We start from the raw sequence: 22,057 nt of genomic DNA on the forward strand, positions 1-22,057 counted from the left end.
AGCGTGGTGTGCGAGGAGGGTGCTGGCTTCCTGGCGGGTGGTGCCGGAGTCCTGGATGCCCTCGGCGATGTGGGCCAGGTGGGCGGGGATGTCGCGGCCTTTCTTGCGCATCGCGGTGGCCCAGAGGCGTCCGGCGCGGTAGGAGGAGCGGACCAGGGGGCCGGACATGACGCCGAGGAAGCCGATGTCCTCGGCCTCGTGCTGCAGGTCCACGAATTCCTGGGGTTTGACCCAGCGGTCCACGGGCAGGTGCCGTTCGGAGGGGCGCAGGTACTGGGTGATGGTGATCAGGTCGCAGCCGGCGGCGTGCAGCTCGGTAAGGGCTTCGGAGATTTCGGCGCGGGTTTCGCCCATGCCCAGGATCAGGTTGGATTTGGTGACCATGCCGGCGTTCCGGCCCTGGGTGATGACGTCCAGGGAGCGGTCGTAGCGGAACGCGGGGCGGATGCGCTTGAAGATCCGGGGCACGGTCTCGACGTTGTGCGCGAACACCTCCGGGGCGGAGTCGCAGATCGCGGTGATGTGTTCGGGTTTGCCGGAGAAGTCCGGGATGAGCAGTTCCACGCCGGTGCCGGGGTTCAGTTCGTGGATCTTGCGGACGGTTTCGGCGTAGAGCCAGACGCCTTCGTCCTCCAGGTCGTCGCGGGCGACGCCGGTCACGGTGGCGTAGCGCAGGGCCATGGACTGGACGGAGCGGGCGACCTTGGTGGGTTCGAACATGTCCACGGGGGAGGGTTTGCCGGTGTCGATCTGGCAGAAGTCGCAGCGTCGGGTGCATTCGGAGCCGCCGATCAGGAAGGTTGCTTCCTTGTCTTCCCAGCACTCGAAGATGTTCGGGCAGCCGGCTTCCTCGCAGACGGTGTGCAGGCCTTCCTTTTTCACGAGGTTCTTCAGGCCCACGAATTCCGGGCCCATCTGGACCTTGGCCTTGATCCACTCGGGCTTGCGTTCGACCGGGACGGCTTTGTTGCGCTGTTCAACGCGCAGCAGCTTACGGCCTTCAGGTGCCAGGGTCAACACGTCTCACATGGTATCCGGTGCCTGTGCGGCACGCAAAGAGTGGCTGTCGCAACTGTCGTGGATTCCTCGACGGCCCTCTTGCCCGGGCCTAGCTTAGCGGACACCTTGGGAGGACCATACGGAAGCTCCGAGTTCCCGTGAAATTGTCCACGCGGCGTCGCGAAGTTCGCGGACGATGGCCTCGCTTGCCGGCCACTCGCTCGCGGGGAGCACTACCGACAAAACGGCGATGACGGTCCCGCTTTCATCGTAGACGGGGGCCGCGATAGAAGCCTCGCCAATCACCGCCTCCTCGTATTCCAACCCGAGCGCGTTCTTGCGCACTTCCTCAAGCTGGGATCTGAGGACAGCGGGGTTGGTAATCGTTTCGCCGGTAAATTCGGCCAGTGGCTTGCTGAGCACGTCATTTTCGAGCTCGGCGTTGTAGGCGAGTAGTACTTTTCCGAGAGCAGAGGCGTGGGCGGGCAGGTTGAGTCCTGTTTCCGGCATTTGCTCCGTGCCGTCGGGGCGGCGGTCGTGGTGAATGATCAAAACCTCGCCGAGAAGGTTCACGCCCAGTCGCGTCGCGTAGCCGGTCCGGCGAGACAACTCGTGCATCCACCGCATCGCGCGAGCCCGGACGTCAAGGGTGTCGAGGTAGACGCTCGAAAGTTTCAACAGCGTGGGCCCGAGCATGTAGCGGTTTCCGGAGCTTTCCTGGGCGACCAGCCCGTGTGCCTGTAGCGATTTCACGAGTCCGTGGACTGTGGAAGGCGGAAGCTTCAATGCGGCGGCCAGTTCGGAGATTCCAAGGCGTCTTGCGCCTTGAAGGAGCCCGAGGATTTTGGCCGCTCGGTCAATCGACTGGATCACAGCTCCACCACTCTCGCATCATCGGTTGCCTTGTCGGGCCAACAAGTTAATTTAGCCCCTTGACAGTCGGGAACCCTAAACGGCATTATTCGATAATAACGAACTTGAATCGACAATGTCGAATACATAGGTCGTCTAATATCATCCAGCCGTTCAAAGGAGAACTTCGTTATGGACGAAAACAGCATGTGGCAGCGGCTTGCTGCCGAGTTCCTCGGGACCGCGTTCCTCGTCTTCGTAGGCGTAGGATCCGTGCCCGCCCTCGCCATGGCCCGCGGCAATGCGCCGTTCACCGGCTCCGAGCTGGGCGTCATCTCACTGTCGTTTGGCGCAGTTGTCATTGGCACCGTCTACGTCTTCGGTTACATATCCGGAAATCACATCAACCCAGCTGTGACAGTGGCGCTTGCCGCAACAGGAAAGTTCCCGTGGCGCGATGTGCCGGGATACCTCGCAGCCCAGGTGCTGGGCGCTGTTGCAGGCTCATTCGCCATCATCGGAGTACTCGGCCAGCGCGCCAGCGAACTGGGCCTCGGAGTGGCCGCGTATGGCGACATCCCCGTTTGGCAGGCCTTCACCGCTGAATTCATCGGCACTTTTTTGCTGGTCTTCACGGTGTTCGGCGTGATCCATCGCAAGGCCGCACCGGGCTTTGCCGGGATTGTCATCGGATTCATCGTGTTCGCCGCAATCATCCCTGTTGCGCCCGCCACGGGGGCATCGATCAACCCGGCGAGGACCACAGGGCCGATGCTCGTACAGTTCCTGATGGGCGGAACCGTTCACTGGGAGCAGTGGCCTGTTTATGTTGCCGCCGAACTCGCCGCGGGCATCGCCGCGGGAGCATTGTTTGGGCTCATCTCGCGCACGCAAGCTGACCGCACCTCGCTCACCGAGGCACTGACCGAACAGGAAACCCGGGCATGAAGAAGCTGATCAACTCCCCGCAGACCCTGCTGGCGGACGCACTGCGCGGTGTCGCCGCCGCGCACGACCAACTGTCAGTCGATTTCGAGAACCGCATCGTTTTCAGCACCGCGCCACGGGAGGGACGCGTCGCGCTGGTCTCCGGAGGTGGCTCGGGCCATGAACCGCTGCACAGCGGGTTCGTCGGCGCCGGGATGCTGGATGCCGCGTGCGCCGGTGAGATCTTCACATCACCGACGCCTGACCAGATTCTCGCTGCCGCAACCGGAGTCGACAGCGGGGCAGGAGTGCTGTTCGTAGTGAAAAACTACACCGGCGACCTGCTCAACTTTGAAATGGCGGCTGAACTCGCCCGGGAGCAGGGAATCGAGGTCGCCTCGGTTGTCGTCGCCGACGACGTCGCAGTAGAGGACTCCACCTGGACAGCGGGCCGACGCGGTGTCGGCACCACGCTGATACTGGAAAAAGTTGCCGGCGCCGCCGCGGCCCGAGGCTGGTCGCTTGAGAAGGTGCATGTGCTCGCCAAACGGGTCGCCGACGCCGGACGTTCCATGGGAGCGGCGCTTACAAGCTGCACCGTTCCTGCCGTAGGTAAACCCAGCTTCGATCTCCCCGAGGACGAGATGGAACTCGGCGTCGGTATCCACGGCGAGCCAGGACGTAAGCGCGTACCGGTGATGTCGGCCGCGGAACTGTCCCACGCGTTGGTCGAGTCGATCACCACTGACTATGACTTCAGCGGCAAACCGGTCATCGCTCTGCTGACCGGCCTGGGAGGAACCCCGCTGATCGAACTCTACGCAATGTTCGCCGAGGTCTCCGCCCGCCTCAACGAGCGCAACATCACGATAGCCCGTTCATTGGTCGGCAATTACGTTACCAGCCTCGACATGCGGGGCTGCTCCCTGACTCTTGTCGGTGCAGACAACGAAATTCTCGACCTCTGGGACGCTCCAGTGAACACCCCCGCCCTCCGCTGGAACGATTGACATGTCAGAAGCACTCACGATCGATGCGCTACAGCAGTGGCTGCACCGCTTCGCGTTCGACATCACGACACAGGCAGACTGGTTGACCGAGCTGGACTCGGCGATCGGAGATGCCGACCACGGGACCAACATGGTTCGCGGCACAGCCGCAGTGGTGGCCAAGCTCGATGGCGGGACGACAGGCACCGTACAGGAACTCCTCAAGGCCGTCGGCATAACCCTGGTGTCCACCGTCGGCGGAGCCAGCGGGTCCTTGTACGGCACCTTCTTCCTTGAAATGGCGCGAAACAGCCCCTCAGACGTGCAATTGAACGGATCTGAATTGGAGAACGCACTGCATGCCGGCGTGAACGGCGTCATTGCACGAGGACACGCAACGGTCGGCGACAAGACCATGATTGATGCCCTCGAACCGGCCGTCACTGCACTGTCCCAGTCCCTGGCTGACGGCCGGCAACTGCAGGGCTCAATTGCGGCCGCCGCCGCTGCGGCGACGACCGGCCGGGACTCCACCAAACCGCTCGTCGCACGCAAAGGCCGGGCGTCCTACCTCGGTGAGCGCAGCGCCGGACATATCGATCCGGGAGCCGCGTCAGCAGCCATCCTGGTTGCAGCGCTGGCCGCCAGCATCGGGGAAGGAACCGCATGATCGGCATCGTGCTCGTCTCACACAGTGAAGCCCTCGCAAACGCCGCGATGGAACTTGCCCTGCAAATGGTTCACGGCGCGCAACCTCCTATCCGGATCGCCGCGGGCGCGGCCGGAGGATTCGGCACCGACGCGACAGCAATCGCGTCCGCAATCGATGACCTCGCCACTACTGAGGGCGTGCTCGTGATCACGGACCTGGGATCAGCGATCCTCAGCTCATCCCTGGCCTTGGAGATTCGCAGCAGCACCTACCAGGCCTTGATCAGCGACGGCCCGTTCGTCGAAGCAACTACGGCGGCCGTGGTCGGCGCAGCGGCAGGCAGTTCGCTGGCCGACATTGCCGCTGAAGCGAGCAACGCCCTCAGCGCAAAGAAGGCGCAGACCGTCACTGGACCGGGCGCTTCAGTCGTGGAAGACACCGATCCGGAGAACCCCGCCGCCAGCGCAGAGGAACGTCTGATCAATCCGATGGGCCTGCACACCCGCCCGGCAGCACTACTCGTGCAGACGGCCGGGGAGTTCAGTGCCGACATCGAACTGACAAACACCACCGCCGGGCGAGGACCGGTCAGCGCATCCAGTGTGATCGGTCTGCTTTCCCTCGCGGCGAGCAAGAACGATCAGCTCCGCATTGATGCCAACGGCCCCGACGCCAGTCGGGCCGTGAACGCCGTAAAGCAGCTCGTCCTCCAAGGGTTCGGTGAGCTTTCCTAGCCTCCTTCCCCAACGCTTTCGTCCCTCTCTTTCCGCTGTCCCAATTACAGAACCGGAGTACTTCCATGCCCACAGCCGTGCGTCGACACATCATTAACAACCCCCACCGCGTCATCGACGAAGCACTGGACGGTTTCGCCCTGACCTATCCGGAGTTGGTGACGTTCAACAACGAACACAACCTGATCTCCCGCAAAACCCTGACCCCCGGCAAAGCCGGACTTGTCTCAGGCGGAGGCTCCGGCCACGAGCCACTGCACGCCGGATTCGTCGGGAGGGGGATGCTCGACGTCGCTGTCTGCGGCGCAGTGTTTGCCAGCCCCACCGCAGACCAAGTGCATGCGGGTACCAAGCTCGCCAACACCGGCGCAGGTGTCGTGCAGATCATCAAGAACTACACCGGTGACGTACTCAACTTCCAGATCGCCGCATCCTTGGCCGATGACGACGGCGTCCCTGTAGAGCAGGTCCTGGTTGACGACGACCTCGCCTCCGACAACGGCAACGACGGCCCCGGACGCCGCGGCACCGCCGCAGTGGTCACCGTCGAGAAGGTATGCGGCGCCCTTGCCGAGCGGGGCGCCAGTGCTTCCACGATCGCCACACGCGGCCGCGACGTCGTAGCGCGTTCCCGCAGCTTGGCGATCGCCTTGGATGCGGGTGCGCACCCAGGGGACTCCGCTGCAGCGTTTGAGCTGGAACCACACGAGGTGGAATTCGGGGTGGGCATCCACGGCGAACGCGGCACCGGCCGCATCGCCTATGCACCCGCCGACGACCTGGTCGAACAGCTCGTGATCCCGCTGGTTTCCAGCCTGCAGGTCAAGCGCGGCCAGGCGGTGATTGCAATCGTGAACGGCCTCGGCGGAGCCTACCAGCTCGAGCTGTCCATCGCGGCCCGCAACGTACACAACGTTCTGAACGGTCGTGGCATCAGCATCGCGCGTTCCTTGGTCGGCACGTACGTGTCTTCCCTGAACATGCACGGCCTCTCCGTCACCCTGACCGTCGCCGATGACGAACTGATCAGCCTGTGGGACGACGCAGTCCGCACACCGGCCCTCTCTTGGTAACAACACAACAAACCGAAGGGAACACAATGACCAACCTCATCGACGGCAGTACTGCACTGGCGTGGTTCACCGCGTTCAGCGAACGATTCGCCTTGACTCAGGCCTACCTGACAGAGCTGGACCGCCTCGCCGGTGACGGCGACTTCGGCGTGAACATCGCCTCCGCCCTGGAACGCACACAAGAGCGTTTGCCGCCCGCCATGGAGGCGACCTGCACCACCGTGTTCGAAGCAGCAAGCCGTGGTTTCATGGCCACCGGTGGCACCAGCGGACCGCTGTTCGGGATGTGGTTCCGCGACATCGCCAAAGGCACCAAGAATGACGCGGCAGCCGTCACTGACATCGCCCAAGGCATCGCCGCGGGCCTGTCGACCATCCAGAAACTCGGCGGCGCCCGGGTCGGTGACAACACAATGATCGACGCACTGGAACCAGCATCCGTTGCCCTCACCGCGGGCGCCAAGCGCGGCAGCACTCTGGGCGAGGGCCTCCTGGAAGCAGCCCTGGCTGCCCGGGCCGGTGCCGAGTCCACCGCCGACCTCATCGCCGCCCGGGGCAGGGCCTCCTACGTGGGCGAACTCGCGCGAGGGGTGCTCGATCCCGGCGCGGTCACCGTCGCCCTGTTCTTTGAGGCCGGCGCGGACACTGTCGGCGCCGGTCGCGCGTGGCAACCGTTAGGCGCCACAGCCTAGTGGGTTGACGGCGAGCAAGCGCTGGGTTGAGAGGTTCAGAACCGGGCCGGCAGCGGCGGACTCGACTAACTATCGCCGTGCTTGCGGTCGAAGGTACGCGGTATGGAGGCGATTGCGCGGTGCCGGCGATATTCAGGGCCATGTTCGACGGGCCGATGATGCCTGTAATGCGCCGGGCATTCATTCGCCCAGACTGTTTGACGGCTGCCGGCTCATGATTCCCCCAAATCGTGTGGCTAGATCCTGCGATAGCTGAGGTCGAAGATCATGCGTCCGGCCTCGTGGGCCTTGTTTTCGAAGCTTGTGCGGATCCGGCCATCGAAACGCGGGGCCCATCCGCCCACGTGGTCCACTCCCTCATTGGGCCCGGTGTGCTCTGTGCTGACCGGTGCCCGGCCTTCCTTGACGGGTGCCCCGCCCACCATGGACTCGACGCCGGATTCCCACACCTGGGTGAGGGGGCTGTCCGCACCGGTCCGCTCGCCGTCGTGCAGGTTTTCAAACTCGGTGGAGCCGGCGAGGACCTCGCGGACGTGGATTGCGTAGTTGGACCAGTCGGTGGCGATCCGCCATAGGCCGCCCTTCTCGAGGGACCGTGCTGCGAGTTCGGCGAACGCCGGCTGGATGAGGCGGCGCTTGTGGTGCCGGGACTTGTGCCACGGGTCCGGGAAAAAGACCCAGAGCTCGCTGACCGAGCCCTCGGGGAGCATGGTGGCCAGGACCTCGGGGGCGTTGGCCTCCACCACGCGGACGTTGCTGAGCCCGCGGCTGTTGATCTTGATCATGGTATTGGCCAGTCCAGGAGTGTAGACCTCAACGGCGAGGAAATCCTTGTCCGGATTTTCCTCGGCCGCATGGCACACAGCGTCGCCGAGGCCCGAACCGATTTCAACGATCAGCGGCGCCCTGCGCCCAAACTCGGCTTCGGCGTCGAATACGTAATCCGGGTGTACCGATGTGTTGGCGACGTGCCGCGGAACCTGGATGGCCCAGCGGTCGGAGTGCTCTTCCCATGCTGCCTGGCGGCGGCCCTGAAGGCGCGTTCCGCGGCGAACAAAGCTGACCGGCCGGCCACCATAGGTGCCGAAGGAGGCTTGGCTGCCGGGGGTCACGGGGCGCGAGGACTGCGGTGTTTCGGGGGATTCTGGGGTTTCACTCATCTCCTCCAGAATACCGTCGTAGGGCCAAAGCCCCGAGGCAGGGTCGGCGTATGTGGACAAACTGCCAGAATGGGTTGGTGACCCCCGCTTCAAGCGCTCCCAAGAACACCAGGCCGCGTTCCGGCGTCCCCGAGATCCTCGTCGACGCCGAGATCGACGAGGTACCTGCGGCCGAACCCACGCAGGTCAAGACTCGCCGGGGACTCGCTTTCCTGGGGGTCTGCCTGGTGCTTATTGGCCTGAACTTACGGACGGTGTTCTCGAGCTTTTCGGCTGTCCTTCCGGAAGTTATCGCCGACGCGGGACTGCCGGGTTGGGCGGTGGTGGTTCTCACCACTGTGCCGGTGACCTTGCTGGGTGTTTTCGCGCCGCTCGCCCCGATTCTGGCGCGCCGTTTTGGTGCCGAACGGGTGTTGCTCGGGGCGATGGCCGTGTTGACCGCCGGCCTGCTGTTGCGTCCGGTGGACCTCGCCGGTGCCGGGCACCTGCCGGCCCTGCTTGCCGGAACGGCTGCGTGTGGCGCGGCGATAGCGCTGTGCAACGTGCTGCTGCCAGGGGTGGTCAAACGCGATTTCCCGCACCGGCTCGGGCTCATGGGCGGGCTGTACACGACCGCGATTTGCGCGTCTGCCGCGCTGGGCGCCGGTTTCACGTACCCCGTGTTCACGGCTGCCGGGCACTGGACTTCGGCGCTGTGGTTCTGGGCGCTGCCCGCCGCCGTCGTACTTTTGCTTTTCTTGCCGCCGGCCCTTCGTCAGCATCCCGTCCGGCACAACGCCGCCGACGGCGGTGCGAACGTGTGGCGTTCCGCCGTCGCCTGGCAGGTCACCATCTTTATGGTGTTGCAGGCGATGATGTCCTTCAGTGTGTTTGCCTGGCTGGCGCCGATTCTGCGTGATCGCGGGATCGACGGCGGGACGGCCGGCTTGATCGTGTCCGTGTCGATCGTGCTGCAGATGCTGGGCTCATTCCTTGCGCCGGGGCTAGCGGCGCGTTTCAAGGATCAGCGCGTCATCAACGCCGTGGTGGCGGTCATGACAGGCGGCGGCTTCGCCTTGAGCATCTTCGGCCCCACGGAACTGGTCTGGGTATGGACCGGGCTGCTGGGCCTGGGTCAAGGGAGCCTCACGGCCGTGGCGTTGACCATGATCATGCTGCGAACCCGTGATTCCCACACCGCGGCGCACCTTTCGGGCATGATGCAGGGCGTAGGCTATGGCCTGGGCTCCACGGGAACCCTGATGGTCGGCCAGTTGCACCAAAGTACCGGTGGCTTCGCGACGGCCGGCATCCTGTTCCTCGTGGTGGGTTCATTGGCTGCCTTCTTCGGTTTCCGTGCAGGACGCAACCGCTACGTTGACTAGGGAAAGCCGCGGCGCGGGACAGGATTCGCCCGGCGAGGCGGCATAATCGGGTACATGGTCATGCTGGCACCCTCGCGCGAGCTGGACAGGCTCGATCGGCGGATTGTCGGCGCCCTCCAGGTCAACGGCCGCGCCTCCTGGAGGCGTATCGCCGAAGTCTTGGGCGAGCCATTCAGCACCGTGACCCGCCGTGGCATCGCACTGCTGGATTCGAGCATCGTGCGCGTGGCAGGCCTGGTGACCCTCGGTCCCACCCACCTTGTGGAAGTCCACTGTGAGCCCGCGCGCCTGGCCGGCATCGCGGAGGAGCTTTCGCGCGACCCGGACGCCATTTTCGTGTATGCGCTGACCGGCCCCACCCGTCTCCTGTTTGAGGTGCAGGCCCGCCCGGGACGCCTCTCAAGCCTTGTGCTGGAGGAGCTGCCAGCCCTCGACGGCGTGGTGCAAGTGAGTGCCTCGCCCGTCATGGAGTACTTCCGCACCGTGGCCGAATGGCATCCCGGTCCGGTCACCGCAGAGGAAACTGCCGCGCTCCAGGAGGTGCCGCCTCCGCCGTCGCGTCCGAGCGCGAGCGGAATGCTCGACGACGTCGACTCGAACCTCGTGCGGATCCTCGTGGCTGATGGCCGTGTTCCGGTCGCCGAGTTGGGCGAAGCCGTGGGGCTTTCCGCCCCGGCCGTGCGCCGGCGGCTCAACGCCCTTCTCGAAGAGGGCACGCTGAGTGTCCGGGCGATCGTTGAGCCCGTGGACATCGGCCTTCCGGTCGAAGCCGTGGTCTGGGTGCGCACCGCCCCGTCCGACGCCGTCGAGGTGGGCCGTCTGCTCTCTGAAGCGCCCGGGGTCCGCTACGCGGTCATGGCAATGGGCGAATTCCAGCTCATGGCCAACGTCACCCTCGCGAGCTTGAACGAACTGCGAGATTTCCTCACCTCATCACCATGGGCCGCACGTGCCCACGCTGTCCGCAGCTCGCTCGTGGTGCGGTCTTACAAGCGCGGTGGCGTGCGCACAACTGCCCGCGACTGAGGCTTCACCAACCTCCCCTGGGCTTCTCACGACCTGGCTGAGCTCCCTGCTGCCCTGAACCGGGTTCCGCCCGCGCGAAGAAATCTTGCGCACCCCCCTAGTCAAATGTGATTCATCGCACTATCGTGGTTCATTAATTCCACTTGAGCCAGAGAAGTGACTCAAAAAGAAACTAGATGAAGGCTATATGAATCATGACAAACGATTTGATTTACCGTGGAGCAGTGGAGCTCGCCGGGCTCCTGCGCTCCCGGGAGGTGTCCGCCGCGGAGGTCCTCGAGGCGCACCTCGAACAGATCGACAAGCTCAACCCGTTGATCAACGCCGTAGTGACCCTCGACGAGGAGGGTGCCAAGGCGGCCGCAGCGGAAGCCGATCGAAAGATTGTGGCCGGGGAGCCGGTGGGGCCACTCCACGGCCTGCCCATCAGCTTCAAGGACACCGCGAATACCGCGGGGATGCGCACCACCTTCGGCCACCCTCAATTCGGGGACTACGTTCCTGCGGAAAATGATCTGCACGTCCAGCGCATCCTCGATGCTGGCGCCATCCGTGTGGGCAAGACCAACGTCCCCGAGTTCGCAGCGGGATCGCACACCTTCAACCGCGTGTTCGGCGCAACGCGCAACCCCTATGACCCGGGCAAATCCGCCGGCGGCAGCAGCGGTGGCGCGGCGGCCGCCCTCGCCGCAGGTTTCCAACCGATCGCCGACGGCAGCGACATGGGCGGTTCCCTCCGCAACCCGGCGTCGTTCTGCAATGTGGTCGGTCTTCGCCCAACGCCCGGCATGGTCCCCAACACGGACGGCAACAATGTCTTCTTCCCGCTGGGCGTGGCAGGACCCATGGGCCGTACTGCCGCCGACGCTGCGCTGTTGTTTTCGGCCATGACCGGAGCTTCGTCTGATGATCCCCACTCCGTGTTCCTGCCTGAGGCGGGAAGCCCCGCCACCGAGCCGTCTCCTGCGGATTTCGCCGGTCTTCGCATTGCCTTCGCACCGACCCTCGGCGGACGGATCCCGGTGGACCGCGAGGTTCTCGACGTCATTGAGCCCCAGGCCGCGGCCCTCGCAGCACTCGGTGCTCACGTCGAACTGGATTGCCCGGACCTCGACGGTTCCGAGCGAGTGTTCCGCGTGCTGCGCGCCGCCGCTTTCGACTCGATGTGGGGCGAGCAGCTTGCCGCGGAACCTGATGCCTTCAACCATTTCCTGACTGGCAACATCCGCGAAGGCAGCCTGCTGAGTGGCCGCGACGTAGTCCGCGCCGAGGAAGGCATGACCCGCTTGATCCGAAAGGCGGCCGAATTCTTTGAGCGTTACGACCTGGTGATCGCCCCCGCGTCCCAGGTTGTCCCGTTCGACGTCGATCTCGAATACCCCACCGAGATCGAGGGGCACCAGCTCCAGACCTATCTCGACTGGATGCGTGCCCCGTACCTGTTCACCCCGCTTGGCCTTCCCGCCCTGTCGGTTCCGGCCGGATTCACCCCGGCCGGACTTCCCGTAGGCCTCCAGATGGTGGGGGCACGCGGCAGCGACGCCCGCCTCCTCCGCCTGGCCTCCGCCTTCGAGAAGATCTCCTCTTGCTCATCCGTTCGCCCCCAAGGAGCTGCAGTTCTATGAGCACTACCCTGGCATCCCCCAAGAGATTGACCATTGCCTCCATCCCCATCGTCGGCATGGTCATCACTCCATTCCTGCCCTTCGTTTCCACACCCACCCTATGGCTGGGCCTCCCCTCGGCGATCGTCTGGATGGCGCTCATGATCGTCGCCACGATCGTTGCCTTGCAGATTATCGAGCACACTTACCTCCGCGAAGGCGGTGCCGAACTCGATCGTCTTGAAGCCGAGCAAAGCGCCTTGGCAGGCGCTGCGACAACTAGCGGAGCCACCACCACGAACGAGACAGAGGCCCACTGATGCTTACAGTCGCCATCATCATCGGAATTGTCGGAATCGGCGCACTCGGCGTCGCGGGCCGCCGACGCCAGACCGAACTCTCCACCTGGACAGTCGGCAAACGGGATTTGCCCCGCTGGACCAGCTGGTTCCTCCAAGCAGGGGAGTCCCTCACCACCTTCAGCTTCCTGGGCCTCGCCGGAATCGCCTTCGGTGGCGGCGTTGCCGCGCTCTTCGCCGTTGCCTATCTGACCATCAACTGCATCGTCCAGTACTTCGTTGTTCCCCGCCAGCGCCAGCTCGGCGCGAACAGGGGTTACCTGACCATGGCGGATTTTTTCCAGGACCGTTTCAATAGCAAGGCCCTAGGCAAGACCGTGGCCGTGGTGGGCGCCGTCTTCCTCATCCCGTACCTGCAACTGCAGATCACCGGACTCGGCTTGATCGTCCAGCTCGCGACCGGCAGCGAATCGGCCCGTGGCTACAGCATGGCCGTGGCGAGCGTGCTGGTGGTCGTCTTCGTCATCTGGGCGGGTATCCGCGGACTCGCCAAGGTGGCGGTCTTCAAGGACTTCGCCATGCTCGCCGCCCTAGTGATCGTACTGGCAGGTGTGGTGGCAGGCATCGGCGGTATCCCGGACATTTTCGCGAAGGTGATGGACACCGCTCCGAGCTACCTCACCATCAGCCGTCCGGGCTTCGACGCCACCTTCTGGGTGACCTCGGTGATCGTGACCAGCATCGGCGCCGGTCTCAACACCTTCCCGCACTTGTGGCCGCCGGTCCTCGCCGCGAAGAGCGGCGCTGTGCTTCGGGACAACGTCAAATGGCTTGCCGTCTACCAGTTCCTGCTGCTCATTCCGATCACTGCCGGAATCGCGGCTACTTTGGTCCTCGACCCCAAGACCAAGGGAAACTTTGTCCTCTTGGGCATCGCCCAGCACACCCTGCCAGAGCCACTGATCGCTGTGATCGCGATCGGTGGGGCCGCGGCCGCCATGGTCCCGGCAGGCGCAATTGCCATGGGCATCTCTTCGCTTGTCTCGAACAACCTGCTGTCCGTAAAGAACCCCAAGCTGCGCTTCCGGATCAACCACGTGGTGGTCGCTATCGCCGTCGGACTGGCACTGGCTTTCGGCCTCGCGAAATCGGACATCGGCGCGCTCCTGCTGCTCACGTACGGCGGCCTCACGCAACTCGCTCCCGCCGTGGCCATCGCGATCGGACGCAAAGTCCGCATCGGTGCCGTGCCGGTCAATCTGGGGATTATTGTCGGCACGCTCACGGTAGCCGTCATTACCTTCGGCAACATCCCCACGGGCGGCATCGATTCGGGCCTCATCGCCCTCGCCCCGAACCTTGCGGTACTGGCCGTCGCGGAGCTTATCCGCCGTCGTCGCAATCCGCAGGCGGTCGCCGGGGGAGCAGCCGGCGTCGGGCAATCCTCGCCCGAGCAGCAGCCGGTACACACCACCGTGGGTATCGAAGCATGACGCAGCAGGCATTCCCCAACCACAAGCAGGAGCACGAAGGTCCGCTCGCCGGCAAGCTCGTCGTCGACCTCTCCCGTGCCCTTGCCGGTCCCCACGCCGGCATGATGCTCGGCGACCTCGGCGCCCGCGTCATCAAAGTGGAGAATCCCGACGGCGGGGACGATACCCGTGGTTGGGGACCGCCCTTCGTCGACACTCGCGAGGGCCGGGAGTCCACGTACTTCCTTTCGTGCAACCGGAACAAGGAGTCCATTCGGCTGGACCTCAAAGCAGCGGAAGGCAAAGCCGCCCTGCGGGAACTGGTGCGCCGGGCCGATGTGCTCGTGGAGAACTTCCGCCCGGGAACGCTGGACCGGCTCGGCTTTGATCCTGCGAGCCTCGAGGAGTTGAATCCGAGACTGGTGGTGCTCGCCATCAGTGGATTCGGCCACGACGGACCCGAGGGGCACCGTGCGGGATACGACCAGATTGCCCAGGGCGAAGCCGGGCTGATGTCCCTGACCGGCTCAGGACCGGAAGACCCGCAGCGGGTCGGCGTGCCGATCGGCGATGTTCTGGCAGGAATCCACGGCGCCTACGGTGTGCTGGCCGCCCTCTTGGAACGCGAGCGGACGGGCCGCGGCCAAGTGGTGCGCACGTCCCTGCTGTCCTCGATCGTCAGCGTGCTCGCTTTCCAGGGCACGCGCTGGACCGTGGGTGGCGAAGTGCCGCAGGCCCAAGGCAACCACCATCCCTCGATCGCCCCCTACGGACTGTTCCGCTGTGCCGGCGGCGCGGTGCAGATTGCGGTGGGATCCGAAAGCCTGTGGCGCCGTTTCGCGGCGGAGTTCGGCCTCAGCACCGAGGACGGGCGCTGGCAGGACAACCAGTCCCGGGTGGCCCACAGGGCCGAGCTGATCGAAACGATCGAAGCCGCGTTCTCAGTGTCCGACGCCGAGGAGCTGCTTGCGCGGCTCGAAGCGGCCGGGGTGCCGGGAGGCCGGGTCCGTTCCCTCGACGAGGTCTTTGCCTGGGAACAAACCCGCAGCCAGCACCTCGCGCTCGAACTTCAGCACCCCACGCTTGGACCTATCGAGGTCCCGGGATCGCCGCTGCGTTTCTTCCAGCCGGACGGCACCGAGACCACCAGGTTGCGGCACTCTGCCCCGCCGAGGCTCGGAGAGCACGACGACGCCGTGCGGGCATGGCTTGATGATGCCGCGTTGCTCGGCTCGGGGTCGTCATGACGGCGGTGACTGAGGCCGCCCGGCCTTCGGAGTCGGGCTCCGTTGGAACGCGGCAGCGCCGCCTTAGCGGGGCAGAGCTGCTCAACCAGCTTCTCGACGCCGGAAGTTTCCGCAGTTGGGACCGTCCGGTCTCGGCTCCGCCGGGGGCAGACGCCGCATACCTCGCGGACCTGGCCCGGGCCCGGGAGCGCAGCGGTACCGACGAGTCCGTACTTACGGGCGAGGGAACGCTGGATGGACAGCCCGTGGCGGTCCTGGCCAGCGAGTTCGCCTTCCTTGGCGGCTCGATCGGCCGGGCCGCCGCAGAGCGGATCATCGCAGCAATCGAAGAGGCCGGCCGTCGTCGGCTGCCCCTCGTTGCCGCTCCCGCCTCAGGCGGAACCCGCATGCAGGAAGGCACCCTCGCCTTCCTGCAGATGGTGCGGATCACGGAGGCGCTCACGGCCTTCAAGACGCTCGGACTGCCTTACTTGGCCTACCTCCGGCACCCGACCACGGGCGGAGTCTTCGCCTCCTGGGGATCGTTGGGGCATCTCACGGCGGCGGAGCCGGGTGGGCTCGTTGGCTTCCTGGGTCCCAAGGTCTACGCCGGACTCACCGGGCAGGAGTTTCCCGAGGGCGTCCAGCGGAGTGAGCACCTCCTCGCCCATGGAACGGTCGATGCCGTCGTGGATGTGCAGGGATTCAGGAACCTTGCCGCTGAGGTGCTTGGCATTCTTGCGGGCAAGGGGTCCTGGGAAGGCGCCCGGGCGCTACCGGCCCCGGAAGGCGACGCCGCGCCCAACGGCCATAGCGCTTGGGATTCGGTCTTGCGGACTCGCGACGCCGGGCGTCCCGGCCTGAGCGAATTGCTCGACGGCGGGTTCGGCCGCCTCGTGCGTTTGCACGGCACGGGCCGCGGGGCAACTTCGGCGAGCACCGCCGTCGTGCTGGCTGAGCTGGAAGGCCGGCCCGTCGTCGTCGTTGGCCAGGACCGTGCCGCCCAGCGGGCGGGGAGTGTCCTCGATACTGCCGGGTTGGCCCAGGCTCGCCGGGGCATGCGCCTCGCCGAGGAGCTGGGGCTGCCGCTCGTGACGGTGGTGGATACTCCGGGCGCCGAGCTTTCAGTCCGTGCAGAGGAATCAGCAATCGCGGGTGGGATCGCGGATTGCATTGCGGGGATGCTTGAACTCACCGTGCCAAGCGTTGCCGTGCTCCTCGGTGAGGGGACCGGTGGCGGGGCGCTTGCCCTCGCGGCTGCCCGCCGCACGGTGGCGGCCGAGCACGCCTGGCTTGCGCCGCTGCCGCCGGAGGGTGCCAGCATGATCGTGCATGGGGACACGTCCCGGGCGGCCGCGTTGAGCGAACGGCAACGGATCGGAGCGCGCACACTCCTCGAAGACGGTGCCGTGGACGAGGTAGTGGGCGAGGGGGAGGGTTTCGCGAAGCGCCTCGCGGAAGCCGCCTCCCGACAGATCGCCGCGCAGCTTTAACCCAACTGACTCGCAGTTGTTGTCGTTTTCAGGCCTCTAAACGACATTAACTGCGAGTTAGTTGGGTCCGAACGGGGGAGTTAGTGGGTCAGGTCCTTGCCCTTGGTTTCCGGGATCATGAAGGCGAACGCGATTCCGATGGCCAGCAGGATCACGGCGTACACGTTGAACAGGTTGGCTTGGCCGATGCTGCCGAGCCAGGTCTGCAGGTACGGGGCCGTCCCGCCAAATGCGGCAACGCAGATGGAGTACGGGACGCCGACGCCCACGGTGCGGATCTTGGTCGGGAAGAGCTCGGCGTACACGGCCGGGACAATCGAGGCGCTGCCGGCAATGAAGAACAACATCACAGACATCGAAACGGCCAGCTGCCAAGGGGAGTCCTTCAGGAGCCACGTCATGGGGAAGTGCAGCAGGGCGGCACCGGCAGAGCTCACGATCAGCACGGGCTTGCGGCCGATGCGGTCGGACAGCTTGCCCCAGAACGGGAGTGAGGCGATGAACGCGATGTTGGCGATGACTCCGGCCCACAGGGCTTCTCCGCGGTCCATCTTGAGGGTGGTTGCCGCGTAGCTCGGCGCCACGACGCCCCAGATGTAGTAGACAACGGTAAGGCCGACGGTCAGCCCGATCACCTGCAGGGCTTGCTTGCGGTATTTGACGATCTGGGGCCACATCGGCTCGCGCTTTTCCTTCGGCGCTTCGGCTTCGAACGCTTCGGTTTCCTTCATCTTGGCCCGCATGACCAAGGCGTAGATGCCCAGGGCGCCGCCCACCAGGAACGGGACGCGCCAGCCCCAGGAGTTCATGTCAGCCTTGCTCAGCACCCCGGTCAGGATGGCGCCCAGCAAGGTTCCGGCAAGGATGCCGGCGGTTCCGGAGGTGTAGATGAGCGTGGACCAGAAACCGCGCTTTTCTTTGGGAGCCATTTCGGACAGGTATGTTTGCGACGACGGCAGCTCGCCACCGTGGGCGAGGCCTTGGATGAGGCGGGCCACCAGGAGCATGACAGAGGCCAGGGCCCCGACAGCTTGGAACGTGGGAGCGATGCCGATCAGCAGGCTTCCGAAGGCGGCCAGGCCGACCGCGATTGTCATGGACGTCTTGCGGCCGATCCTGTCGCCGATCCAACCAAAGACGAAGCCACCGAACGGGCGGGCCACGAATCCGACGGCGAAGATCGCCAGTGTGGAGAGGACCGCCGACGTGGGGTCGGCACTGCTGAAGAGGGCACTGGCGATGAAGGGCGAGAACGTGGCGTAGATTGCCCAGTCGTACCATTCGACGGCGTTGCCGATGCCGGTGCCGATGAGGGTCCGCAGGTGGGACTTGTGAACCTGAACTGTGGCTGAAGCGCCTACGGTGGCGGTCATGTCTTGCTCCAAGTGGCTGGGGTGGTGGTTGTTAGTTGCTGGCGGCGAGGGTGGCGATGCGGGAGACCGCGAGCTCTGCGTAGAGCGCCGCACCGTCGGACAGGACACCGTCGTCGAAGGTGGCGTAGGGGGAGTGGTTGAACGGTGAGGTGGTGTGGTCTACACCCTGGGGTACGGCGCTGAGGCCTACGAAGGTTCCAGGCACTTCGGCCAGGACCCGGGAAAAATCTTCCGAGCCGCTCATCGGCGTGGCCCAGCGCGAGAGCCGGGAATCGCCGAACATGCCCGAGATGACGTTCTCGGCAGTGTGCGTCTCGTCCTCGTCGGTGACAGTCATGGGGTATTCGCCGCGGTAGTCGACATCCACTTCCAAGCCATGGCCTGCGGCGATGCCCTTGAGGAGCTGCGGAATCGCGGTCATCATCCGGTCGCGGGAGGCTTCCGAGAAGGTGCGGATGGTGGCTTCGAAGCGGGCGGATTCGGGAATGACATTCCGCTTGGTCCCGGCCTGCAGCACGCCAACGGTGAGGACTACTGGATCGAACATGTTGAATTGCCGCGTGATCATGGTCTGCAGCGCGGTCACCATTTCGGCAGCGGCCGTGACGGGGTCCTTGGCCGCGTGGGGTGCTGAACCGTGCCCGCCAGCACCCAGCACGGTGACGAAGAGCCCGTCCGAGGCACTCATCATCACACCCGGCTTGGTGCAGAACTGGCCGTACGGTTCCAGGGAGGAGAACACGTGCATCCCGTAGGCGGCGTCAACGCGTCGGCCCGCAGCGTCCAGGATGCCTTCGCGGATCATGTGGCCGGCCCCGTCGAAGCCTTCCTCGCCCGGCTGGAACATCAGGACGACGTCGCCGGCCAGCTGATGGCGCCGTTCGGCCAGCAGGGTGGCGGCTCCGGCGAGCATGGAGGTGTGGAGGTCGTGGCCGCAGGCGTGCATGGCGCCATCGATCTTCGACGAGAACTCGACGCCGGTGCGCTCCTGGACGGGAAGGCCGTCCATGTCCGCGCGGAGCAACACCGCTGGCTTCTGCGCTGAAGCGTGCGGGGCGCCGCCGCGCAACACAGCAGTGACCGACGTCGTGCTCTCACCAAGGGTGATTTCGTACGGGAGTCCGTCGAGCGCCTTGAGCACCTTTTCCTGGGTGCGAGGGAGGTCCAGGCCGATTTCCGGCTCCTGGTGGAGTTCGTGGCGGAACCGCGCGATTTCTCCCTGCATCTCTTTGGCGTCTGCGGCGATCGACATGTGTTCTCCTGTTTCCTGAACGTTTGGTAGGTAGCTATAGCTATTGTGGAGTGATTGGCCTCACAATCTTCAAAACCCCTGAAAAAATTCAGGCGCATGCCAGAATTAACAGGATTCATGCACTGCTAAGGAGGCGATCGCTCATGGAGCTCAGTGAAGAGGACCTCCGGTTGATCAATGCCCTCCAGATCTCGCCGCGGATCAGTTGGTCCGACGCCGCCGCCGTCCTGGACGTCCATGCCACCACGTTGGCCTCCAGATGGGACCGCTTGCGCGAGTCCGGAGCTGCCTGGACCACCGCGCACCTCATGGGCGATCCCAAGAATGCCTGCCTTGCCCTGTTGGATGTGGATTGCGAAATGCATCGCCGGCCCGAGGTCACAGCCGCGCTCGCGGCGATTCCGGAAGTCATCACGGTTGAGGAAGCCGCCAGCAACCGGGACCTCATGCTGACTGTGATCACCCAAGACCTGGGCGAGTTCAGCACCCGGCTCTTGCCCCAGCTCAAGGAAATCCGGGGGCTCACCAAGTACCGGACCTCGCTCTGCACGCGGATCCATACGAGTGGCTATGCGTGGCGGCTCAACCTGCTGAGCCGGGCGGAGCAACAGGCGCTGCGTGCCCTTGCCGGGCCGGAAGCGGCTAATCCGTCTGACCCGTACGCAGTGGTCACCCCGCTGCCGGAGAGCCACATGGCCCTCCTTCCCTTCCTCGCCCGGGATGGAAGGGCATCCGCCGCGGAGATCGCACGCGCCCTGGGGCGTCACCCCGCCACGGTCCAGCGGCAGTTGGGCCGGGTGCTCGCGAGCCGGATGCTGTCCTTCCGCTGCGAAATCGCCCAGCAATTCTCGGGGTATCCCATCACGTGCCAGTGGTTCGCGAATGTTCCAGCAGGCCAGCACGAGGCCGCGGCCGCGGAGCTACGGGCCGTCAGGAACGTCAGGTTCACGGCCTCCACCACGGGGAGCACTAACTTTGTGATTATTATGTGGCTGCGTTCGCTGGCCGAGGTCATGGAGATGGAACTCGCCATCCAGCAGCGCATTCCCAGGATTGAACTGGTAGAAAGCGTCGTGATGCTGAGCACGGCCAAGCGGGTCGGCTGGATGCTGAACCCAGACTCGACTGCGACCGGCGCCGTCGTACCCACCGCCGCAGGTGAGTTGCTCCCCGCAATGGAATGGACGACGACGGCGTGACTCACCATCGGCGGGTCTGCCCGGCAGTGAGTCAGGTGCGTCGTGCGTTGGGTTCGTGGCCCCAAACTCGTTTGGGCTTCTAGGCTGGGATGATGACAAGCGACGACGCATCAGCGGGCATACTCCAACGCCCCTACCTTTTGGCCACGGTAGGTTCATGCGCCCTGGTGTTCCTTGCCGCCTTCGAATCGATGGCGGTGACCACCATCATGCCGCTGGTCAGCCGTGAACTGAATGGCGCCGGGCTCTACGCGTTGGCCTTCGCCGGGCCTCTCGCCACGGGCGTGATCGGGATGGTAGTAGCAGGGAACTGGGCGGACCGACGCGGTCCGGCTGCCCCGTTGTACGCTTCCGTGGCCCTGTTCGCAGCAGGACTGCTCATCGCTGGTACCGCGGTTTCCATGCCGATGCTCGTGGCTGGCCGGCTCGTCCAAGGCCTTGGCGGCGGGGCCATGACAGTCGCGCTCTACGTGGTGATTGCCAGGGTCTACCCCGCCAGGCTGCACGCCCAGGTCTTTGCAGCGTTCTCGGCGGCCTGGGTCATTCCATCGATGATCGGTCCTTTCGCCGCTGGCGTCGTCGCCCAGTTGAGCAGCTGGCACTGGGTTTTCCTGGGCGTCGTGGGCCTGGTGGTTCCGGCGTTGGCTATGATCCTGCCCGCCATGCGGGGCATGCGATCGACGGAAGGCTCCGACGGAGCCGCCACACACACTCCAAAGTCCGAAGCCAAAGACGTTCCCTGGTCGTTCGGCCGCATGGGATGGGCTGCGCTCGCGGCCCTTGCGGTCCTCGGCCTGAACCTGTCCGGACAGGTGCCTGCGGTGGGTTGGGTGATCGCCGCCGTCGCGCTCTTCATCGCGATGCTGTCGGTGCGGCCTTTGGTCCCCCGCGGGACGCTCCGAGCGGGCCGCGGACTGCCGAGCGTCATCCTGATGCGCGGATTCGCCTCCGCGGCCTTCTTCGGCGCCGAGGTCTACGTGCCGTACCTTCTCACGGATCGATACTCCTTCACGCCAGCGTTCGCCGGGCTCGCCTTGACCGGATCGGCGCTCGCCTGGGCGGGGGCCTCCGGCGTCCAAGGGCGGCTGGGTTCCCGGCTTGGCAATGCCCTGGCGGTCCGGATCGGTTCGGTGTTGGTGCTCGGTGCGATCGCCGTTGTCCTCGTGACTACAGTGTTCGCCTGGCCCGCCGGCGTGGCGATTGCCGGTTGGCTCTTCGCGGGAGCCGGCATGGGCCTGATGTACCCGCGCCTGAGCGTCATGACCCTGGCTCTCTCCAAGCCAGAGGACCAGGGCTTCAACAGTTCGGCAATGTCCATCGCCGATTCCCTGGGAGGCGCCCTCTCGCTCGCCGTGACGGGACTCGTCTTCAGCGCGCTCACGACGACGGCGGCCACTTTCGCCGGGGTCTTCGCACTGACGGCGGGGATCGCCGTCGTCGGACTCATCATTGCGCCGCGCGTTGCCGGCGGGCGGCCTTTGGGAGCGGAAAGCGCGGAAGGTGCAAGGTCCGCCGAGGCGCGCCCCGCCGACGAAGCGGACGACGTGCGGGCCTAAGCTCCTCAACGGAAGGGCTTTGATTTTTCTCACCGTCACGGGGAGGTGACGGGGGCGGCAGCCGCCCGGATGAGGGAGGCTGCCACCGCAGCTGCTGGTCTTTTCAGGTCGGCAT

20 protein-coding genes are annotated in these 22,057 nt (G+C 65.2%); 15 read left to right on the forward strand and 5 right to left on the reverse strand.

Annotated features, from left to right (window positions below; all coding sequences use genetic code 11):
• Both lipA and AC1DLO_RS18940 read right to left on the reverse strand, forming a co-directional pair.
• On the reverse strand, nucleotides 1-1,017 hold a 1,017-nt coding region (gene lipA, locus AC1DLO_RS18935), incomplete at its 3' end, for a lipoyl synthase (protein ID WP_476914571.1).
• A gap of 96 nt (nucleotides 1,018-1,113) precedes the next feature.
• The gene (locus AC1DLO_RS18940; RefSeq protein ID WP_476891263.1) at nucleotides 1,114-1,872 is read right to left on the reverse strand and encodes an IclR family transcriptional regulator; all 759 of its coding nucleotides are present in this window, start codon (nucleotides 1,870-1,872) and stop codon (nucleotides 1,114-1,116) included.
• A gap of 171 nt (nucleotides 1,873-2,043) precedes the next feature.
• Here AC1DLO_RS18940 and AC1DLO_RS18945 point away from each other — a divergent pair, with 171 nt between their 5' ends.
• The 6 genes from AC1DLO_RS18945 to dhaL (AC1DLO_RS18970) all read left to right on the forward strand — a co-directional run bounded on the left by AC1DLO_RS18945 (nucleotide 2,044) and on the right by dhaL (AC1DLO_RS18970) (nucleotide 6,918).
• Nucleotides 2,044-2,799, forward strand: coding sequence for an MIP/aquaporin family protein (locus AC1DLO_RS18945; RefSeq protein ID WP_476891264.1), 756 nt, complete (start codon nucleotides 2,044-2,046; stop codon nucleotides 2,797-2,799).
• On the forward strand, nucleotides 2,796-3,788 hold the full coding sequence (gene dhaK, locus AC1DLO_RS18950) for a dihydroxyacetone kinase subunit DhaK (protein ID WP_476891265.1): 993 nt from the start codon (nucleotides 2,796-2,798) through the stop codon (nucleotides 3,786-3,788). The genes AC1DLO_RS18945 and dhaK overlap by 4 nt, the downstream gene beginning before the upstream one ends.
• A gap of 1 nt (nucleotide 3,789) precedes the next feature.
• Complete coding sequence (gene dhaL, locus AC1DLO_RS18955) at nucleotides 3,790-4,437, forward strand: dihydroxyacetone kinase subunit DhaL (protein ID WP_476891266.1); 648 nt, start codon at nucleotides 3,790-3,792, stop codon at nucleotides 4,435-4,437.
• Nucleotides 4,434-5,153, forward strand: a complete 720-nt coding sequence (locus AC1DLO_RS18960) for an HPr family phosphocarrier protein (RefSeq protein WP_476891267.1) — start codon at nucleotides 4,434-4,436, stop codon at nucleotides 5,151-5,153. Before dhaL (AC1DLO_RS18955) ends, AC1DLO_RS18960 begins: the two co-directional genes overlap by 4 nt.
• Before the next feature lie 65 nt (nucleotides 5,154-5,218).
• Nucleotides 5,219-6,226, forward strand: coding sequence for a dihydroxyacetone kinase subunit DhaK (locus AC1DLO_RS18965; RefSeq protein WP_476891268.1), 1,008 nt, complete (start codon nucleotides 5,219-5,221; stop codon nucleotides 6,224-6,226).
• Nucleotides 6,227-6,252: 26 nt separating this feature from the next.
• Nucleotides 6,253-6,918, forward strand: a complete 666-nt coding sequence (dhaL, locus tag AC1DLO_RS18970; protein WP_476891269.1) for a dihydroxyacetone kinase subunit DhaL — start codon at nucleotides 6,253-6,255, stop codon at nucleotides 6,916-6,918.
• A gap of 236 nt (nucleotides 6,919-7,154) precedes the next feature.
• On the opposite strand, the gene trmB is transcribed toward dhaL (AC1DLO_RS18970), so the two are convergent.
• A complete protein-coding gene (gene trmB, locus AC1DLO_RS18975; protein WP_476891270.1) occupies nucleotides 7,155-8,078 on the reverse strand; it encodes a tRNA (guanosine(46)-N7)-methyltransferase TrmB in 924 nt (307 codons plus the stop codon).
• A gap of 77 nt (nucleotides 8,079-8,155) precedes the next feature.
• Between trmB and AC1DLO_RS18980 the strand changes: the two genes are divergently transcribed.
• From AC1DLO_RS18980 to AC1DLO_RS19010, 7 genes are all read left to right on the forward strand, one after another.
• Complete coding sequence (locus tag AC1DLO_RS18980; RefSeq protein WP_476891271.1) at nucleotides 8,156-9,442, forward strand: MFS transporter; 1,287 nt, start codon at nucleotides 8,156-8,158, stop codon at nucleotides 9,440-9,442.
• 54 nt (nucleotides 9,443-9,496) lie between these two features.
• Nucleotides 9,497-10,468 (forward strand): Lrp/AsnC family transcriptional regulator, encoded by a 972-nt coding sequence (locus AC1DLO_RS18985; RefSeq protein ID WP_184739519.1) that lies wholly within the window; start codon nucleotides 9,497-9,499, stop codon nucleotides 10,466-10,468.
• A gap of 194 nt (nucleotides 10,469-10,662) precedes the next feature.
• Nucleotides 10,663-12,093 (forward strand): amidase family protein, encoded by a 1,431-nt coding sequence (locus tag AC1DLO_RS18990; RefSeq protein ID WP_476891272.1) that lies wholly within the window; start codon nucleotides 10,663-10,665, stop codon nucleotides 12,091-12,093.
• Nucleotides 12,090-12,392, forward strand: coding sequence for a hypothetical protein (locus tag AC1DLO_RS18995; RefSeq protein WP_476891273.1), 303 nt, complete (start codon nucleotides 12,090-12,092; stop codon nucleotides 12,390-12,392). The genes AC1DLO_RS18990 and AC1DLO_RS18995 overlap by 4 nt, the downstream gene beginning before the upstream one ends.
• The gene (locus AC1DLO_RS19000) at nucleotides 12,392-13,864 is read left to right on the forward strand and encodes a sodium:solute symporter family protein (RefSeq protein ID WP_476891274.1); all 1,473 of its coding nucleotides are present in this window, start codon (nucleotides 12,392-12,394) and stop codon (nucleotides 13,862-13,864) included. The genes AC1DLO_RS18995 and AC1DLO_RS19000 overlap by 1 nt, the downstream gene beginning before the upstream one ends.
• Nucleotides 13,861-15,090: a CaiB/BaiF CoA transferase family protein gene (locus AC1DLO_RS19005; protein ID WP_476891275.1), complete on the forward strand. Its 1,230-nt coding sequence runs from the start codon at nucleotides 13,861-13,863 to the stop codon at nucleotides 15,088-15,090. The genes AC1DLO_RS19000 and AC1DLO_RS19005 overlap by 4 nt, the downstream gene beginning before the upstream one ends.
• The gene (locus AC1DLO_RS19010; RefSeq protein ID WP_476891276.1) at nucleotides 15,087-16,562 is read left to right on the forward strand and encodes a carboxyl transferase domain-containing protein; all 1,476 of its coding nucleotides are present in this window, start codon (nucleotides 15,087-15,089) and stop codon (nucleotides 16,560-16,562) included. The genes AC1DLO_RS19005 and AC1DLO_RS19010 overlap by 4 nt, the downstream gene beginning before the upstream one ends.
• An 80-nt stretch (nucleotides 16,563-16,642) precedes the next feature.
• Here AC1DLO_RS19010 and AC1DLO_RS19015 read toward each other — a convergent pair whose 3' ends face one another.
• Together AC1DLO_RS19015 and AC1DLO_RS19020 are read right to left on the reverse strand one after the other, a co-directional pair.
• Complete coding sequence (locus tag AC1DLO_RS19015) at nucleotides 16,643-17,935, reverse strand: MFS transporter (RefSeq protein WP_476891277.1); 1,293 nt, start codon at nucleotides 17,933-17,935, stop codon at nucleotides 16,643-16,645.
• 31 nt (nucleotides 17,936-17,966) lie between these two features.
• The gene (locus AC1DLO_RS19020; RefSeq protein ID WP_476891278.1) at nucleotides 17,967-19,187 is read right to left on the reverse strand and encodes a M20 metallopeptidase family protein; all 1,221 of its coding nucleotides are present in this window, start codon (nucleotides 19,185-19,187) and stop codon (nucleotides 17,967-17,969) included.
• Between the two features lie 143 nt (nucleotides 19,188-19,330).
• Here AC1DLO_RS19020 and AC1DLO_RS19025 point away from each other — a divergent pair, with 143 nt between their 5' ends.
• Both AC1DLO_RS19025 and AC1DLO_RS19030 read left to right on the forward strand, forming a co-directional pair.
• On the forward strand, nucleotides 19,331-20,386 hold the full coding sequence (locus tag AC1DLO_RS19025; RefSeq protein ID WP_476891279.1) for an Lrp/AsnC family transcriptional regulator: 1,056 nt from the start codon (nucleotides 19,331-19,333) through the stop codon (nucleotides 20,384-20,386).
• A gap of 92 nt (nucleotides 20,387-20,478) precedes the next feature.
• Nucleotides 20,479-21,942: an MFS transporter gene (locus AC1DLO_RS19030; RefSeq protein ID WP_476891280.1), complete on the forward strand. Its 1,464-nt coding sequence runs from the start codon at nucleotides 20,479-20,481 to the stop codon at nucleotides 21,940-21,942.
• Nucleotides 21,943-22,057: the final 115 nt, after the last annotated feature.

The sequence above is a fragment of the Arthrobacter sp. 01T419 genome (assembly GCF_056398865.1).

Excerpts from the sequence above, each read along its gene's own strand:
- dhaL (WP_476891266.1), top strand. The coding sequence starts at position 3,790 with ATGTCAGAAGCACTCACGATCGATGCGCTACAGCAGTGGCTGCACCGC.
- AC1DLO_RS18990 (WP_476891272.1), top strand. The coding sequence starts at position 10,663 with ATGACAAACGATTTGATTTACCGTGGAGCAGTGGAGCTCGCCGGGCTC.
- AC1DLO_RS19010 (WP_476891276.1), top strand. The coding sequence starts at position 15,087 with ATGACGGCGGTGACTGAGGCCGCCCGGCCTTCGGAGTCGGGCTCCGTT.
- AC1DLO_RS18985 (WP_184739519.1), top strand. The coding sequence starts at position 9,497 with ATGGTCATGCTGGCACCCTCGCGCGAGCTGGACAGGCTCGATCGGCGG.
- dhaL (WP_476891269.1), top strand. The coding sequence starts at position 6,253 with ATGACCAACCTCATCGACGGCAGTACTGCACTGGCGTGGTTCACCGCG.
- AC1DLO_RS19015 (WP_476891277.1), bottom strand. The coding sequence starts at position 17,935 with ATGACCGCCACCGTAGGCGCTTCAGCCACAGTTCAGGTTCACAAGTCC.
- AC1DLO_RS18995 (WP_476891273.1), top strand. The coding sequence starts at position 12,090 with ATGAGCACTACCCTGGCATCCCCCAAGAGATTGACCATTGCCTCCATC.
- AC1DLO_RS18960 (WP_476891267.1), top strand. The coding sequence starts at position 4,434 with ATGATCGGCATCGTGCTCGTCTCACACAGTGAAGCCCTCGCAAACGCC.
- dhaK (WP_476891265.1), top strand. The coding sequence starts at position 2,796 with ATGAAGAAGCTGATCAACTCCCCGCAGACCCTGCTGGCGGACGCACTG.
- trmB (WP_476891270.1), bottom strand. The coding sequence starts at position 8,078 with ATGAGTGAAACCCCAGAATCCCCCGAAACACCGCAGTCCTCGCGCCCC.
- AC1DLO_RS18945 (WP_476891264.1), top strand. The coding sequence starts at position 2,044 with ATGGACGAAAACAGCATGTGGCAGCGGCTTGCTGCCGAGTTCCTCGGG.
- AC1DLO_RS18965 (WP_476891268.1), top strand. The coding sequence starts at position 5,219 with ATGCCCACAGCCGTGCGTCGACACATCATTAACAACCCCCACCGCGTC.
- AC1DLO_RS19000 (WP_476891274.1), top strand. The coding sequence starts at position 12,392 with ATGCTTACAGTCGCCATCATCATCGGAATTGTCGGAATCGGCGCACTC.
- AC1DLO_RS19025 (WP_476891279.1), top strand. The coding sequence starts at position 19,331 with ATGGAGCTCAGTGAAGAGGACCTCCGGTTGATCAATGCCCTCCAGATC.
- AC1DLO_RS19030 (WP_476891280.1), top strand. The coding sequence starts at position 20,479 with ATGACAAGCGACGACGCATCAGCGGGCATACTCCAACGCCCCTACCTT.
- AC1DLO_RS19020 (WP_476891278.1), bottom strand. The coding sequence starts at position 19,187 with ATGTCGATCGCCGCAGACGCCAAAGAGATGCAGGGAGAAATCGCGCGG.
- AC1DLO_RS19005 (WP_476891275.1), top strand. The coding sequence starts at position 13,861 with ATGACGCAGCAGGCATTCCCCAACCACAAGCAGGAGCACGAAGGTCCG.